This window comes from Krasilnikovia cinnamomea (assembly GCF_004217545.1).
Classification (GTDB): Bacteria; Actinomycetota; Actinomycetes; order Mycobacteriales; family Micromonosporaceae; genus Actinoplanes; species Actinoplanes cinnamomeus.
In genome coordinates this window covers 3,042,600-3,056,622 of sequence record NZ_SHKY01000001.1, presented here as the reverse complement: position 1 = coordinate 3,056,622, position 14,023 = coordinate 3,042,600, and the positions used below count along the sequence as shown (strand labels likewise).

General features: G+C 71.7%; 13 protein-coding genes. 10 read left to right on the top strand and 3 right to left on the bottom strand.

Annotated features, from left to right (window positions below; genetic code table 11):
• Nucleotides 1-737 precede the first annotated feature (737 nt).
• The 5 genes from EV385_RS13775 (at nt 738) to EV385_RS13755 (ending at nt 5,879) form a co-directional block, all read left to right on the top strand.
• The gene (locus tag EV385_RS13775) at nt 738-1,517 is read left to right on the top strand and encodes a DinB family protein (RefSeq protein WP_130509836.1); all 780 of its coding nucleotides are present in this window, start codon (nt 738-740) and stop codon (nt 1,515-1,517) included.
• Between the two features lie 66 nt (nt 1,518-1,583).
• Complete coding sequence (locus tag EV385_RS13770; RefSeq protein ID WP_130509835.1) at nt 1,584-2,528, top strand: DUF2332 domain-containing protein; 945 nt, start codon at nt 1,584-1,586, stop codon at nt 2,526-2,528.
• A 129-nt stretch (nt 2,529-2,657) separates the two neighbouring features.
• On the top strand, nt 2,658-3,194 hold the full coding sequence (locus EV385_RS13765; RefSeq protein ID WP_130513290.1) for a helix-turn-helix domain-containing protein: 537 nt from the start codon (nt 2,658-2,660) through the stop codon (nt 3,192-3,194).
• Nucleotides 3,195-3,300: 106 nt separating this feature from the next.
• Nucleotides 3,301-4,062: an SDR family oxidoreductase gene (locus EV385_RS13760; protein WP_130509834.1), complete on the top strand. Its 762-nt coding sequence runs from the start codon at nt 3,301-3,303 to the stop codon at nt 4,060-4,062.
• A gap of 215 nt (nt 4,063-4,277) precedes the next feature.
• Nucleotides 4,278-5,879, top strand: coding sequence for a GGDEF domain-containing protein (locus EV385_RS13755; protein ID WP_242624866.1), 1,602 nt, complete (start codon nt 4,278-4,280; stop codon nt 5,877-5,879).
• A 57-nt stretch (nt 5,880-5,936) separates the two neighbouring features.
• On the opposite strand, the gene EV385_RS13750 is transcribed toward EV385_RS13755, so the two are convergent.
• The 3 genes from EV385_RS13750 to EV385_RS13740 form a co-directional block, all read right to left on the bottom strand.
• The gene (locus EV385_RS13750; protein WP_130509833.1) at nt 5,937-6,578 is read right to left on the bottom strand and encodes a DsbA family oxidoreductase; all 642 of its coding nucleotides are present in this window, start codon (nt 6,576-6,578) and stop codon (nt 5,937-5,939) included.
• Between the two features lie 17 nt (nt 6,579-6,595).
• A complete protein-coding gene (locus tag EV385_RS13745) occupies nt 6,596-7,024 on the bottom strand; it encodes a SufE family protein (RefSeq protein ID WP_130509832.1) in 429 nt (142 codons plus the stop codon).
• Nucleotides 7,025-7,205: 181 nt separating this feature from the next.
• Entirely contained in the window at nt 7,206-8,936 is a 1,731-nt protein-coding gene (locus EV385_RS13740; RefSeq protein ID WP_130509831.1) for a proline--tRNA ligase, read from the bottom strand.
• A gap of 171 nt (nt 8,937-9,107) precedes the next feature.
• On the opposite strand from EV385_RS13740, the gene EV385_RS13735 reads away from it, so the two are divergent.
• The 5 genes from EV385_RS13735 (at nt 9,108) to EV385_RS13715 (ending at nt 13,909) form a co-directional block, all read left to right on the top strand.
• Entirely contained in the window at nt 9,108-9,887 is a 780-nt protein-coding gene (locus tag EV385_RS13735; RefSeq protein WP_130509830.1) for an SGNH/GDSL hydrolase family protein, read from the top strand.
• 10 nt (nt 9,888-9,897) lie between these two features.
• The gene (locus tag EV385_RS13730; RefSeq protein ID WP_130509829.1) at nt 9,898-10,797 is read left to right on the top strand and encodes a sulfurtransferase; all 900 of its coding nucleotides are present in this window, start codon (nt 9,898-9,900) and stop codon (nt 10,795-10,797) included.
• Nucleotides 10,798-10,980: 183 nt separating this feature from the next.
• Nucleotides 10,981-11,583 carry a TetR/AcrR family transcriptional regulator gene (locus EV385_RS13725; protein ID WP_130509828.1) on the top strand — a complete coding sequence of 201 codons (603 nt, stop codon included), beginning with the start codon at nt 10,981-10,983 and terminating at the stop codon, nt 11,581-11,583.
• A gap of 104 nt (nt 11,584-11,687) precedes the next feature.
• Nucleotides 11,688-13,025: an acetyl-CoA carboxylase biotin carboxylase subunit gene (locus EV385_RS13720; protein ID WP_130509827.1), complete on the top strand. Its 1,338-nt coding sequence runs from the start codon at nt 11,688-11,690 to the stop codon at nt 13,023-13,025.
• A gap of 5 nt (nt 13,026-13,030) precedes the next feature.
• The gene (locus EV385_RS13715; RefSeq protein WP_207229824.1) at nt 13,031-13,909 is read left to right on the top strand and encodes a hydroxymethylglutaryl-CoA lyase; all 879 of its coding nucleotides are present in this window, start codon (nt 13,031-13,033) and stop codon (nt 13,907-13,909) included.
• Nucleotides 13,910-14,023: the final 114 nt, after the last annotated feature.

Genomic DNA, 14,023 nt, shown 5'->3' with positions numbered 1-14,023 from the left:
GGCCGTGCCGCAAGAATAAGAAACAGGGGCGGCGGTAGCCCGGAGCGGTGCTCAGGGGCTATGCGCCGATGCGGTCTGTGGGGCCGGGAGACTGTGCCGCCGTGCGCCCAACCGGTGACGCTAGCGGACCCGGGAGATCAAATCCTGCGTTATCCGGAATGCGAACCCTCAAGTTCACCTGAGTTCGCCTACCGGATGAAGAGTGTCGGAAAGTACGGCGGGCGAGCCTCCTATGTGGCCGCTGCTTCCCGCTTCTGCCGGTCTGGGGTCAGGCTCCGGGGTCTGTTCGTGTCTCTCCGTTCAAACCGGCAACCGCCGTGCCGCGCCTGGTGGGTTCAAGGATCCCGAGGCGGTTCCGTTCGTGTCTGCTCGACGGGTTCTGTCTACGCCCATGGGGGATTGCAGAGTCTGTGAAACCGGCACCGACGATGTTGATGGTGCGGCTGCGAGAGGTGCACTGCCGGCGAATAGACTGATATGTAGTGGAGCACCGCACCGGGGTACGGTGAACCACCAGATTCGCGAAGGAATGGGTAGCGCAGCCCCGAGTCACTAATCTCGAGGTTGCGCGCTGAAGGAATCGGATCACAGTCACCGCGCGCTCGAATGACACCCGGATCGGCGTCCTCTGTGTCTTCGCGCGGATGAGCACGGTGGTCTGGATCGCCACGTCGCGCATCGTCGGCCGCGACTGCCGTGGACCGGAAAGTGTCGGACGGCGGCGGTAGCGTGACCACATGGCTGATTTCGTCGGCGCCGATCTCCGCGGATCGCGGTTCGAACGTGTGGACCTCACCGGCGCCCACCTGCACGACGTCGACCTGCGCGACGCCCAGTTCCGCGGCGTCGACTTCGGCGGGGTTGTCATGCGGGGCGTCGAGCTCAGCAACGTCACCATCCACGGCGACATCGAGAACCTCACGATCAACGGCGTGGACGTCACGCCGCTGGTGACCGCCGAGCTCGACCGGCGGTATCCCGACCGGGCCAAGATGCGCCCGACCGACCCGGCCGGCTTCCGAGAGGCCTGGGGGATCCTTGAGCGGCTGTGGGATGAGACCGTGGAACGGGCCCGCCGCCTGCCACCACCGCAGCTGCACGAGTCCGTCGACGGCGAGTGGTCGTTCATCGATACGCTGCGGCATCTGGTGTTCGCCACCGACTCCTGGGTGGGCCGTGCGATCCTCGGCAACCCCGCTCCGTGGGATCCGCTGGGTCTTCCATGGGACGAGATGCCCGACATCCCGGGTGTGCCGCGCGATCGTGCCGCGCGGCCGTCGCTCGACACCGTCCTCGAACTGCGCCGGGACAGGATGTCCACGGTCCGCGAGGTCATCGACGGATTGACCGCCGAATCGTTGGCCGCCGACACCGATCCGGTCGACGCGCCGGGGTGGCCGGAACCGCGCAGCTATCCCGTACGGGTTTGCCTGTCGATTGTGCTCAATGAGGAGTGGGAGCACCGGCTGTACGCCGAGCGTGACCTGGCGGCCCTGCGGGCCCGGGGCGCGCAGTAGTGCCGTGTTCCTGCGAGCGACATCACCCACCGTCGAGGTCGGGAAGCGCTCGGCGCCGGTGCGACGATGGTCGGCGTGAGGACCTCGACGTGGTACACGGAGTTCGCCGAGCTGGAGGCGCGCGGGGTTTCGCCGGCCTACGAGCGCCTGTCGCACGCGGTTGCCCGTGACGACGAGATCCTCGCCCTGCTCGACACGCTGCCGGAACCCAAGCGACAGCCGAATCTGCTGTTCGGGGCCGTACGGCTGCTCGGCGGTCCGGTGCTGGACCCGGATGCGTTCCACCGGTTCGTCGTGGCCAACTGGGCGGCGCTCGCTGAGCAGATGCGCGCCCGCGCGACACAGACGAACGAGGCCGGGCGGTGTGCCTTGCTGCTCCCGGTGCTGGCCGCATTGCCGCAGCCGCTGGCCCTCCTGGAGGTCGGCTGCTCGGCAGGCCTGAATCTGTATCCAGACCGGTACGCCTACCGGTACGGCGAGCACAGGATCGGATCCGGCGCACCGGTCCTGGAGTGCGCCGCCACCGGGGTGCAGCCACCGTCCGCACTTCCCCAGGTCGTGTGGCGGGCGGGGCTGGACCTGAACCCGCTCGACGTGACCGACCCGGCCGACCTCGCCTGGCTGGACGCGCTCATCTGGCCCGAGCACGACCACCGCCGGGCGCGGCTGCGGGCGGCCGCGGCGGTGGTCGCGGCGGATCCGCCGCAGCTGCGACGGGGTGACCTGGTGGACGACCTTCGGGCCCTGGCCGCCGAGGCGCCCACCGACGCCACGCTGGTGGTGTTCCACACGGCCGTGTTGTATCTGGTTCCGCCGGCGGGCCGGGCGGCTTTCACCGCGGTGGTGCGCACCCTCCCCGGTCATTGGATCAGCCTGGAGGCGCCCGAGGTGCTGGACTTCGACGTTCCGGGAACGTGGCCGCAGCCGGGTGTGCGTCACCTGCTGGCGCTGGACGGGAAACCACTGGCCTGGGCGGGAGCCCACGGTCAGTCGATGGTGTGGTTCGGGTGACGCTGCTCGGCGCACTTACGGCGGTAGATAACGCAGGGCGCACCATTCATCGACGGACGGTCCAGTCGGTGCCTGGCCGTTCGGGTGTTGCGCGGCGCGGGCCGTGAGCGCGAGCATCCACATGTGGCGATGGGTCCGGGTGCCCTGCTGACGACCGGTGAGGCGGCCGTCCTGCTGCGCTCGTCACGGGCGCACGTCGCGGACCTGTGCCGGCGCGGGCTCCTGCCGTACGTGCGGGTGGGTGACGAGCGGCGGATCCGGCGCGCCGACCTGGAGGCGCTGATCCGGCCCGGTCTCGGTCCGGAGGAGTTGCGCGACCTTTGGCTACATCGGGCGGTGGCCGGGAAGCTGGTCGCGGACCCGCCCGGCGTGCTGGCGGTTGCCCTGGGCAACCTGCGGCGTCTGCGTCGCGCGCATCCGGAGGGCCGGGCCTGGGAGTGGCTGGACCGCTGGGAGGTCGTGCTCGGGCAGGGCGTGGCGGCGGTGCTGGACGCGTTGACCTCGTCGGCACGATACGCCGTCGACCTGCGCCGCACGTCGCCGTTCGCGGGGGCCCTGACGGAGCGGGAACGGCGTGCGGTGCTGGCGGCGTTCGCGGAGAGCCGACGGGACCGGGCCCGCCCGATGAGCGCGGAACGGCGCGAGCACGTCCTCCAGCGGGTCTAATCCTCCACTTCGTGAGGACGCCAGAGTCCAGCGTGGATAGCGACGGGCCGGGGGTGTGCGCCAGGGTCGCTGGGTGGGCCGCCGGCCTGTCGTTCATTCTGCTGACATGACGAACAAGACGACGGTGCTGGTCACCGGAGCGAGTGGAACGCTGGGCGCCGCGGTCCTCTCCCGCCTGGCGGGCGAGGACGTGGCCGTGCGGCCGATGAGCCGCCGGGCCAGGACCGGCTGGGTGGCCGCGGACCTGGCCACCGGCGAGGGTCTGGCGGAGGCGGTGCGCGGCGTGGACGCCGTCGTGCACCTGGCGTCGGGCGCGGGCCGCGATTCCGGCGACATCGATGTCGGGGGCACCGGGAGGCTGGTCGCGGCGGCGCGGGCGGCGGACGTCCGGCATCTGCTGTACGTGTCGATCGTGGGCGTCGACCGGGTGCCGATCTCGTACTACCGGGCCAAGCTGGCGGCGGAGCGGATCGTCACGGCGGGAGAGGTGCCGTGGACGATCGTGCGTGCCACGCAGTTCCCGCAACTGGTCGACCGGATGTTGACCGCGTCGTCCCGGCTGGGAGTGCTGGTCGTGGACCGTCGCGTGCTCGTGCAGCCGGTGCACCCGACCGACGTCGCGGAACGCATCGCGTCGCTGCTGGGCGCGGGGCCCGCCGGTGCGGTGGAGTTCGGCGGCCCCGAGGTGCACACGTTCGGTGAGCTGGCCGCCGCGTGGCGGCAAGCCCGCGCGGTGCGGCGTCCGGTGCTCCCGATCCGGGTGCCGGGGCGCGCCGGGCGGGAGTTGCGCGCCGGGGCGCTCACCACGGCGGCCCGGCCCGCCGGCACGCGGACGTGGGGTGACTATCTCGCGGGCTCGAACAACTGAGCCAGCAACGCCGACGAACACAATGCCGAATGCATCGACGCCTGCGGTCAGATGCACCCGCCGCCCCGATCCGCGGCCCTGGACCCGAACTGGCGCCACATGACCTTCGACACCTGAGCGCGGTCGGTGCGGTGCCTGACCACCGTCGTGCTCCGGGCTTACTTCAGTCGGGCGACCGGGGGCCGATGGGACCGAGGTACGGAGGGGGTGGGCCCGTGACCGGCAGCATGTCCGGTGCCGACGAGCTTTCGGCTGCCCTCCTGACGATGGAGAACATGATCGTCTGGGATGCGGAGGCCGGGCTCGCCGCCGCCGTCGAGCTGGAGCGCCAGGCCGAGGCCATCGGCGACGAGGCCCTGATCGTGCGGGCCCGGCTCTGCCGGATCTGCATGGAGATGCGCACCGGGGACCTCGCGGGCGCCCAGCGGCAGCTGCACGCGATCCACGACTGGGCCGTCGCGCACGACGACCGCAACATGCAGGCCCGTACCCATTTGAACTGGGCGAACATCCAGCGCTTGTCCGGTGATGTGGCCAAGTGTCTGGAGCATTCGGTGATCGCGGTCGAGCTGCTCGACGAGTCGGCCACCCCCTACATGCAGATCAACCACCGGACGCGGCTGGCCGACGCGCTGGGTCTCAACGGCGCGATGGACGCCGCGCGGACGCGGTACCGCCAGGCCGAGGAGCTGGCCCGGGAGCTGGAGCAGGGTGAGCTGCTCACCATGCTGCTGAACAACTGGGCGTACACCGAATACAGCAGTGGCGAGTTTCCGCGCGCGCAGGAGGTGGCCGCGCGGCTGCAGGAGCACGCCGCCGCGTACGGCTTCGAGCTGGACCCCGCGGCGCTGGACACGATCGGTGCGATCCAGATCGAGAACGGCGAGTACGCCGAGGCCGAGCGGACGATGCAGGCGTGCCTGGCGCAGTACGAGGCCGGGTTCAGCGACGACGCCGACGATCTAGCCGAGTACCAGCTCACCCTGGCCCGGGCGCAGCGCGGGATGGGCGCGATCGAGGCGGCCCAGACCAACCTGGACGTCTCCCGGGCGCTGTGTGTCGAGCGGGAGCTGCACGAGGTCCTGGTTCGGGTGCATCAGGAGCAGGCGGAGCTGCATGCCCTGCGGGGGGAGTTCGCCGAGGCGTTCGCGGTGCACAAGGTCTTCTTCGCCGCCCGCGAGCGGCTGGGCTCGCTGCAGCGGGAGGCGCAGGCACAGACCCGGCTGGCGATGTTCGAGACGGCCGAGGCCCGCGAGGAGGCCGAACGTTTCCGCGAGCAGGCCCGCCGCGACCCGCTGACCGGCCTGCGCAACCGCCGCTACGTGGACGAGGAACTGCCGGCCCTGATCGCCGACGATGCCGAACTCACCGTGGCGATCGTCGACCTGGACTTCTTCAAGCGGATCAACGACGAGCTGTCGCACGACGTCGGTGACCAGGTGCTCGTACGGGCGGCGCGGGTGCTGGAGCGGGAGCTGGCCGCTACCGCGCCGGACGGGTTCGTGGCGCGGCTGGGCGGGGAGGAGTTCCTCCTGGTGCTGCCGGGGACGCCGGTGACCGCGGCGACCGCGCAGCTCGATGACATCCGGCGGGCGGTCCGGGCGTCGGACTGGCGCGACATCACCGGGGATCTGCCCGTCACGGTCAGCATCGGGGTGGCTGGCGCGCATGAGGCGAGCTGCCGTAGCCAACCCGGAGTGCTCTCCGTGGCGGACCGCAACCTCTACGCGGCCAAGCGCGCGGGCCGCGACCGGGTGGTCGCGGGGCCCGGGCGTAGGCGGCGTAGGCGGGCGTACCGGGACCGCGACGCGTCCTGAGCCGCCGGGCCGGTGGCGGGAGCGGAGAAGGTCATCGATGGTGTTTCACGTGGAACATCATCGACGACTGTCTACGGCCTCCCGGCGCAGAACCTCCTCGAACGCGGTCCGCAGCACGGCGGGCTCCTGCGCCCCCTGCAGTGCGTACCGGCCGTCGACGACGAAGGTGGGGACGCTCGTGATGCCGAGCCGGTCGGCCGCGAGCTGATCGGCCTGGACCTGCTCGGCGCCCGCCCCGGAGCCGAGGTAGGCCAGCGCCTCCGCCCCGTCGAGACCGATCGAGGCCGCCAGCCCGGCCAGCGCCGGGTGGGAACCGATGTCGATGCCGTCCGCGAAGTGGGCCCGCTGCACCGCGTCCAGCATGGCGGCCTGCCGACCCTGATGCCCGGCCCAGGCGACCAGCCGGTGCGCGTCGAAGGTGTTCGCGGCGACCGCCCGCTCGAACTCCACGATCAGCCCCTCGGCCGCCGCGACCTGGTTGAACTGCGCCCACATCCGCTCCACCCGGGCCGGCCCGCCGAAGCGGGCGGCCAGCACGGACTTCAACGGTACGGGCGCCGGTACCGGCGCGCGGTCGAGCTGGTACGCGCGGAACGTGACGCTCGCGTGGGCGCCGAACTCCGCCAGCGCGCGTTCGAGGCGCCGCTTGCCGAGGTAGCACCACGGGCAGACGATGTCGGACCAGACCTGGATGTCCATCTGCACTCCCTCCCGGATCAGGCCGCCTGCTCGCGTACCTGGCGCTTTAGCCGCGCCAAGATGGCGGTGCCACCACGTACCCGGAGCGGGCTGATGGCCTGGTCGAGCCCCATCCGGGCGTACAAGTCGTCGGGGACCGCGAGGACCTCGGCCGCGCCCGCGCCGGCCAGGCCCTCTGCGAGGATGCCCGCGAACGCGCGGGTCGTGGGTGCCTCCGGCGGGCAGTCGAAGTACGCCCGGACGACGCCGTCGGGCTGCACCTGCGCGCGGAGGAAGAACGCGGTCTGGCATTCCGGGACCTGTTCCATCCCGTCGTGCCCGGCCAGTTCGGCGGGCAGTGCCGGCACGGCGTCGGCGAACTCGAGCAGCATCTCGAGCACGACCTCGCGCGGAGCGGAGGCGAACTCGTCGATGATCTCGGCGAGCCGGGGCGGCATGTCGGTCACGCTTCGACCCTACGCGGCCGGGTCACGCCGACGCCGGACGTCGAGAGCAGCACCACATCGAACGCCGCCACCGTACGGCCAGCCGGCCGCTGTGGCTGCGCGGGACGGGGAGTGGGAGAGGCCGCCGGGACCGGCGACTCCGCGTTGCGGCGGGACGCCGATCCCGGCCGATCAGGTCGGGTTACGCCGGGGTGGTGAGCAGCCTCGGCACGTCGGCCAGCCGGACCTCGTCGCGCTGTCCGGTGCGGCGGTCGCGCAGTTCCACGTACCCCTCGGCCAGACGGCGGCCGACCACGACGGACCGCGCGATGCCGATCAGCTCGGCGTCGGTGAACTTCACCCCGGCCGACAGCTGGGGCCGGTCGTCCACCAGCACCCGCAGCCCGGCCGCGACCAGCTCCGCGCCCAGCGCCAGGGCCGCCTCCGTCTGCCCGTCCTTGCCGGTGGCGACGACGTGCACGTCGGCGGGCGCCACCTCGTCGGGCCATAGCAGGCCGCGCTCGTCGTGGTGCTGCTCGGCGATGGCGGCCACCGCCCGGGACACCCCGATGCCGTAGGAGCCCATGGTCGGGCGGACCGGTTTGCCGTCGGCGCCGAGCACGTCGACCTTGAACGCGTCGGTGTACCGGCGCCCGAGCTGGAAGATGTGCGCGATCTCGATACCGCGCCGCATGGTCAGCTCACCGGCTCCGCAGGCCGGGCACGGGTCACCGGCGCGCACCTCGGCGGCCTCGATGGTGCCGTCCGGGGTGAAGTCGCGCCCCGCCACCACCGAGGTGGCGTGCTTGCCCGCGATGTTCGCGCCGGTCAGCCATGCCGTGCCGGGCGCCACCCGGGGGTCGGCGAGGTAGCGCAGCGCGAGCCCCTGCGGGCCGATGTAGCCCTTCACCAGCTCCGGGCGGGACGCGAAGTCGTCGAACATCGTGGCGGTGGCCGGGCTCAGCGCCGCGTCCAGCCGCTTGAGATCCACCTCCCGGTCCCCGGGTACGCCGATGACCAGCAGTTCGTCCTCGGCGCCCGGCCGGTGCACTGTGACGACCACGTTCTTCAGGGTGTCCGCGGCGGTCCAGTCGGTGCGCCCGTCCAGGGCGCGCTCGTTGGCCAGCGCCACGAGCGAGGCGATCGTGGGGGTGTCCGGGGTGTCGTGCACTGTCAGCGGGCCGGTGGCGGCCTCGGTGATCACGGGCGCCGGGGTGGTCACCGCCTCGGTGTTGGCCGCGTAGTCGCACCGGGTGCAGCCGACGTACGTGTCCTCACCCACCTCGGCGGCCGCCAGGAACTCTTCCGAGGCAGAGCCGCCCATGGCGCCGGACATGGCGGCCACGATGGTGTGCTGGAGCCCGAGCCGGGCGAAGACCCGCTGGTACGCGGCCCGCAGCGTGGCGTACGCGGCGGCCAGTCCGTCGTCGGACAGGTCGAACGAGTACGCGTCCTTCATTAGGAACTCGCGCCCGCGCAGCAGCCCCGCCCGGGGCCGCGCCTCGTCGCGGAACTTCGTCTGGATCTGGAACAGGATCACCGGGAAGTCCCGGTACGAGATGGTCATGTCCTGCACGAGCAGGGTGAACATCTCCTCGTGGGTCGGCGCCAGCAGGTACTCGGCCCCGCGCCGGTCGGTGAGGGTGAAGATGTCGTCGCCGTACTCGGTCCACCGGCCGCTGGTGTCGTACGGCTCGCGGGGCAGCAGCGCCGGGAACGCCACCTCCTGGGCGCCGATCGCGGTCATCTCGTCCCGCACGATCGCGGTCACCCGGTCCAGCACCAGCTTGCCCAGGGGCAGCCAGGTGTAGCCGCCCGGGGCGGCGCGGCGGACGTACCCCGCGCGCAGCAGCAGCCGGTGGCTCGGCACCTCGGCGTCCGCCGGCTCCTCGCGCAGGGTCCGGAGCAGCATGGTGGACATTCGCAGCAACATGTCCGCAGCGTAGGGAAGTGGTCTGGGTCGGTCACGCCGGTTTCCACTGGTGGCCGCGACCGGGTGAGGCGCGGGCCGGATGTCGCCACCGTCACGCGCCCGTGCATGTCCGGTGCACTCAGTGCAAAAATGACTCGGCATCGAGGTGAGCAGACGTTAAGGGGGCGGCCGATGGGCTGGCGCAGCTTCGTGGCGATGGGGGACAGCTTCACCGAGGGGATGGACGACGCGTACCCGGACGGCACGTACCGGGGGTGGGCGGACCTGGTCGCGGCGCGGCTGGCGCTGGAGACCGGCCCCGACTTCGGGTACGCGAACCTGGCCATCCGCGGGCGCCTGCTGGACCAGGTGGTCAAGGAGCAGGTCGAGCCGGCGCTGGCGATGAGGCCCGACCTGGTCAGCTTCGCGGCCGGCGGCAACGACGTGCTGCGGCGCAAGGCCGACCCGGTCGCGCTGATCGAGCGGGTCGACCCGGTGATCGGGCGGATCCGCGCCACGGGCGCCGACGTGATCCTGTTCCGCTTCGCGGACGTCGCCGCCATGCTGCCGGGCCAGCGCCTGGTCGCGCCGCGTGTCGCCGCCCTCAACGACGGGGTGCGCCGCCTGGCCGACAAGCACGGCGCGTACCTGATCGACCTGCACGGCGACGAGACCTTCCACAATCCGCTGATGTGGAGCACGGACCGGCTGCACCTGTCCGGGGCCGGGCACCGGCGCGTCGCCGCGCACGTACTGGCCGCGCTGGGGGTCCAGGTCGACGACGGGTGGCTGCTGGCGCCGCCCATGCCCGCGCCCGCGCCGTGGCTGTCGGCGCGCGGCGCGGATCTGCGCTGGGCCGGGCAGTACCTGGCGCCGTGGCTGAAGCGGCGGCTGACCGGCGCGTCGTCGGGCGACCTGGTCACGGCGAAACGTCCCTCCCTGGCGCCCGTGCAGGCGGTCGAAAAGGGTTAGCCTGAGCGACATGTCCGTTGCGAATGATCCGGCGCCGTCCCTCCAGGCGTACGCCCACCCGGAGCGGCTGGTCACCACCGACTGGCTGGCCGCGAACCTCGGCACGGACGGCCTCGTGGTCGTCGAGTCAGACGAGGACGTCCTGCTGTACGACATGGGGCACATCCCCGGCGCGGTGAAGGTCGACTGGCACACCGAGCTCAACGACCAGGTCACCCGCGACTACCTGGATCCGGCGGCGTTCGCTGCGCTGTGCGAGGCCAAGGGCATCGGGCGGCACGACACGGTCGTCTTCTACGGCGACAACTTCAACTGGTGGGCGGCGTACGCGCTGTGGGTGTTCAGCCTGTTCGGCCACCGCGACGTGCGTCTGCTCGACGGCGGGCGGCAGAAGTGGATCGCCGAGGGGCGCGAGGTGACCCGGGACAAGCCGGCCCCTCCGCTGGCGCGGTACCCCGTGCCGGAGCGCGACGACGCGCCGATCCGGGCGTTCCGCGATCAGGTGATGGGGCACATCGCCAGCGGGCACCCGCTGGTCGACGTGCGGTCCCCGCAGGAGTACACGGGCGAGCGGACCCACATGGAGAACTATCCGCAGGAGGGGGCGCTGCGCGGCGGGCACATCCCGGGCGCGCTCAGCAAGCCGTGGAAGTCCGCCGCCAACGAGGACGGCACGTTCCGGTCGGCGGACGAGCTCACCAAGATCTACCGGGACGAGTTGGGCCTGGTGCCGGGCGACGACGTGATCGCGTACTGCCGGATCGGTGAGCGGTCCAGCCACACCTGGTTCGTGCTGCACCATCTGCTGGGCTACCCGCAGGTGCGCAACTACGACGGATCGTGGACCGAGTGGGGCAACCTGGTCCGGGCGCCGATCGTGCGCGGGGATCGGCCCGGCGGCCTGGCCTGACACCGACGTGTCGCGGCTGTGGGGTAAGTCATGGACCCCCGCGCCGACCTGGCAGAGGTGCTGGCCGATGCGCTGGTCGCGCTGGGCCGAACGGACGAAGCGCCCGCGCTGGGCGAGCGGAGGAACCCGAAGCGGCTAAACGGTCGTTCAGGATCCCGCTTGACAGCGGGTTAAAGTTTCCGGGTGACGGTAGACCAGCAGCAGCGGACGACGGCCCCCGCGCCCCGGCGGCGCTCGCGCCGCGAGGAGATCCTGGAGATCGCCGTGGGGCTCTTCGCGTCCCGCGGCTACCACGGTGTGTCGATGGACGACATCGGTTCCGCCGCGGGCGTGACCGGCCCGGCCCTCTATCACCACTTCGCGGGTAAGGAGGCCATGCTGGTCGCCGCGCTCGTCCCGGTCAGCGAGAATCTGCTCAGCGGCGGCAAGTCCCGGGTGTCCCGGCACAACGGCGACGCGCAGGCGGCACTGGCCGACCTCATCGACTTCCATGTCGACTTCGCGCTGGCCAACCCGGCCGTCATCGCGCTGCACCTGCACGAGCTGGACCGGCTGCCCGACGAGCCGCGCCGCCAGATCCGCCGCCTCCAGCGCCTGTACGTCGAGGAGTGGGTGACCGTCCTCGGCGAGCTGCGCCCCGACCTGGACGCCGGTGAGCGCCGCGTGCTGGCCCACGCCGCGTTCGGCCTGATGAACTCCACGCCGTTCCTCGGCGGCGAGGTGGACCGGCAACGCCGGGCCGCCCTGCTGCGCGAGGCCACCGGCCACGCCCTGCTCGGCCGCTGACCAGCGACTGTCTGCTCCGCACCAGAACACGGCCCACCGGCTACCCGCATCACACACAGGCCCACCGGCCTCCCCGTACCGGGGCTCCGCACAGAAAGAGCGCCATGATCGAGTCGTTGCTCATCGCCAACCGGGGCGAGATCGCCCGCCGGATCATCCGTACCGCCAAGCGGCTGGGGATCCGGGCGATCGCGGTCCACTCCGAGGCCGACGCGGGCATGCCGTTCGTCCTGGAAGCCGACGAGGCGGTCTGTGTGGGACCGGCCAACCCGGCCCAGAGCTACCGCAACACCGAGGCGATCCTCGCGGCGGCCAAGTCGACCGGCGCCCAGGCCATCCACCCCGGCTACGGCTTCCTGAGCGAGAACGCGGAGTTCGCCCGTACCGTCGAGGAGAACGGCCTGATCTGGGTCGGACCGTCCGCGGACGCGATCACCGCGATGGGCGACAAGATCAACGCCCGGAACCTGATGGCCGCCGCGGGCGTGCCGGTCGCACCCGGCACCCAGGACCCGGCCGCCACGGTCGAGGCCGCGCTGGAGGCCGCCGCCACGATCGGCTTCCCGGTGATGGTCAAGGCGGCGGCGGGCGGCGGCGGCATGGGCATGGCGGTCGCGAACGACGAGGCCGGATTGCGCACGGAGTACGAAAAGGTACGCGGCTTCGCCGAGCGCATGTTCGGCGACGGCTCGGTGCTCATCGAGCGCTACTTCCCCCGGGTGCGCCACGTCGAGGTGCAGATCCTCGGGCTGGCCGACGGCCGGGTCGTGGCCCTGAGCGAGCGCGAGTGTTCCGTGCAGCGGCGCAACCAGAAGCTGGTCGAGGAGGCCCCCTCCCCGGCGGTGAGCCCCGAGCTGCGGGCGCGCTTCCTCGCAGCGGCGGTCAAGGCGGGAGAGGCGGTCGGCTACCGCAACGCCGGGACGGTCGAGTGCCTGCTGGACCCGGCGACCGGCGAGTTCTTCTTCCTGGAGATGAACACGCGGCTGCAGGTCGAGCATCCGATCACCGAGCTGATCCACGGCCTGGACCTGGTCGAGGAGCAGCTGCGGATCGCCTCCGGCGAGGCGCCGACCTTCGACCCGGACGCGCTCACCACGACCGGCCACGCGATCGAGCTGCGGATCAACGCCGAGGACCCGAAGCGGTTCCTGCCCGGCCCCGGCAAGGTCACCACCTGGGTCGAGCCCACCGGCGACGGCGTCCGCGTCGACTCCGGGTACGCGGCCGACACCACGGTCACGCCGTTCTACGACTCGCTGATGGCCAAGCTGATCGTGCACGGCACGGACCGCGCGGACGCCCTGGCCAAGGCCCGCGCCGCCGTGGCCGGATTCGAGATCGTGGGCCCGAAGAACAACCTGCCGTTCTTCGCCGAGCTGCTGGAGAACGACGAGTTCCTCGGCGGCGACTACGACACCGGCATCGTCTCCCGGATGAGGTGAGCCAGATGACTTCGGTTTCGATCCGCGAGGTGGCCCCGCGCGACGGGCTGCAGAACGAGGCGCCGATCCCCACCGACGCGAAGGTGCGGCTGATCGACGCGCTGTCGCGTACCGGCGTGGGCCGGATCGAGGCGGTCTCGTTCGTGCACCCGAAGGCCATCCCGCAGATGGCCGACGCCGACGAGGTGTGGGCGCGCGCCTGGCACAACCCGGACGTGCGCTACTCGGCGCTGATCCCGAACACCCGGGGCGCGCAGCGGGCCATCGCCGCCGGTTTCACGGAGATCGAGGTCGTGGTCTCGGCCAGCGACACCCACAACCGGCGCAACCTCAACCGCTCGACCGAGGAGTCACTGGACGACATCGGCGCGCTGATCCCGCTGGTGCACGAGGCCGGGGCGACCCTTGAGGTGATCGTGGCGACCAGCTTCGGGTGCCCGTTCGAGGGCGACATCGACCCGAAACGGGTGGCGGGAATCGTCGAGCGGGTCCGCGCCGACGGCGCGGACCGCATCGCGTTCGGCGACACCACGGGCATGGGGACCCCCCGCCGGGTCCGCGACCTGCTTTCCGAGGTACGCCCGGACCTGCTGCACTTCCACAACACCCGGGGTACGGGGCTGGCGAACATCCTGACCGCCCTGGAGCTCGGCGTGGCCGAGTTCGACGCGAGCGTGGGCGGCATCGGGGGCTGCCCGTACGCGCCGGGGGCGTCGGGGAACGTGGCCACCGAGGAGGTCGTGCACATGCTGCACGACATGGGCATCGACACCGGCATCGACCTGGACAACCTGATCACGGTCGCCGAGCTGGCCGAGGATCTGCTCGGCAAGACCCTGCCCTCGGGCGTGCTGCGGGCGGGTCCGCGTACCCGGCTGGTCTGAGCAGGGGCGCTGCGACCCTGCGGACTTCCGGTCAGCTCCGCGCCGAAAGTCCTCAAGATCTGGTGGTACCACCACCTCAGAACCTAGATCACCCGCCGGGCCACCTGCAACGGA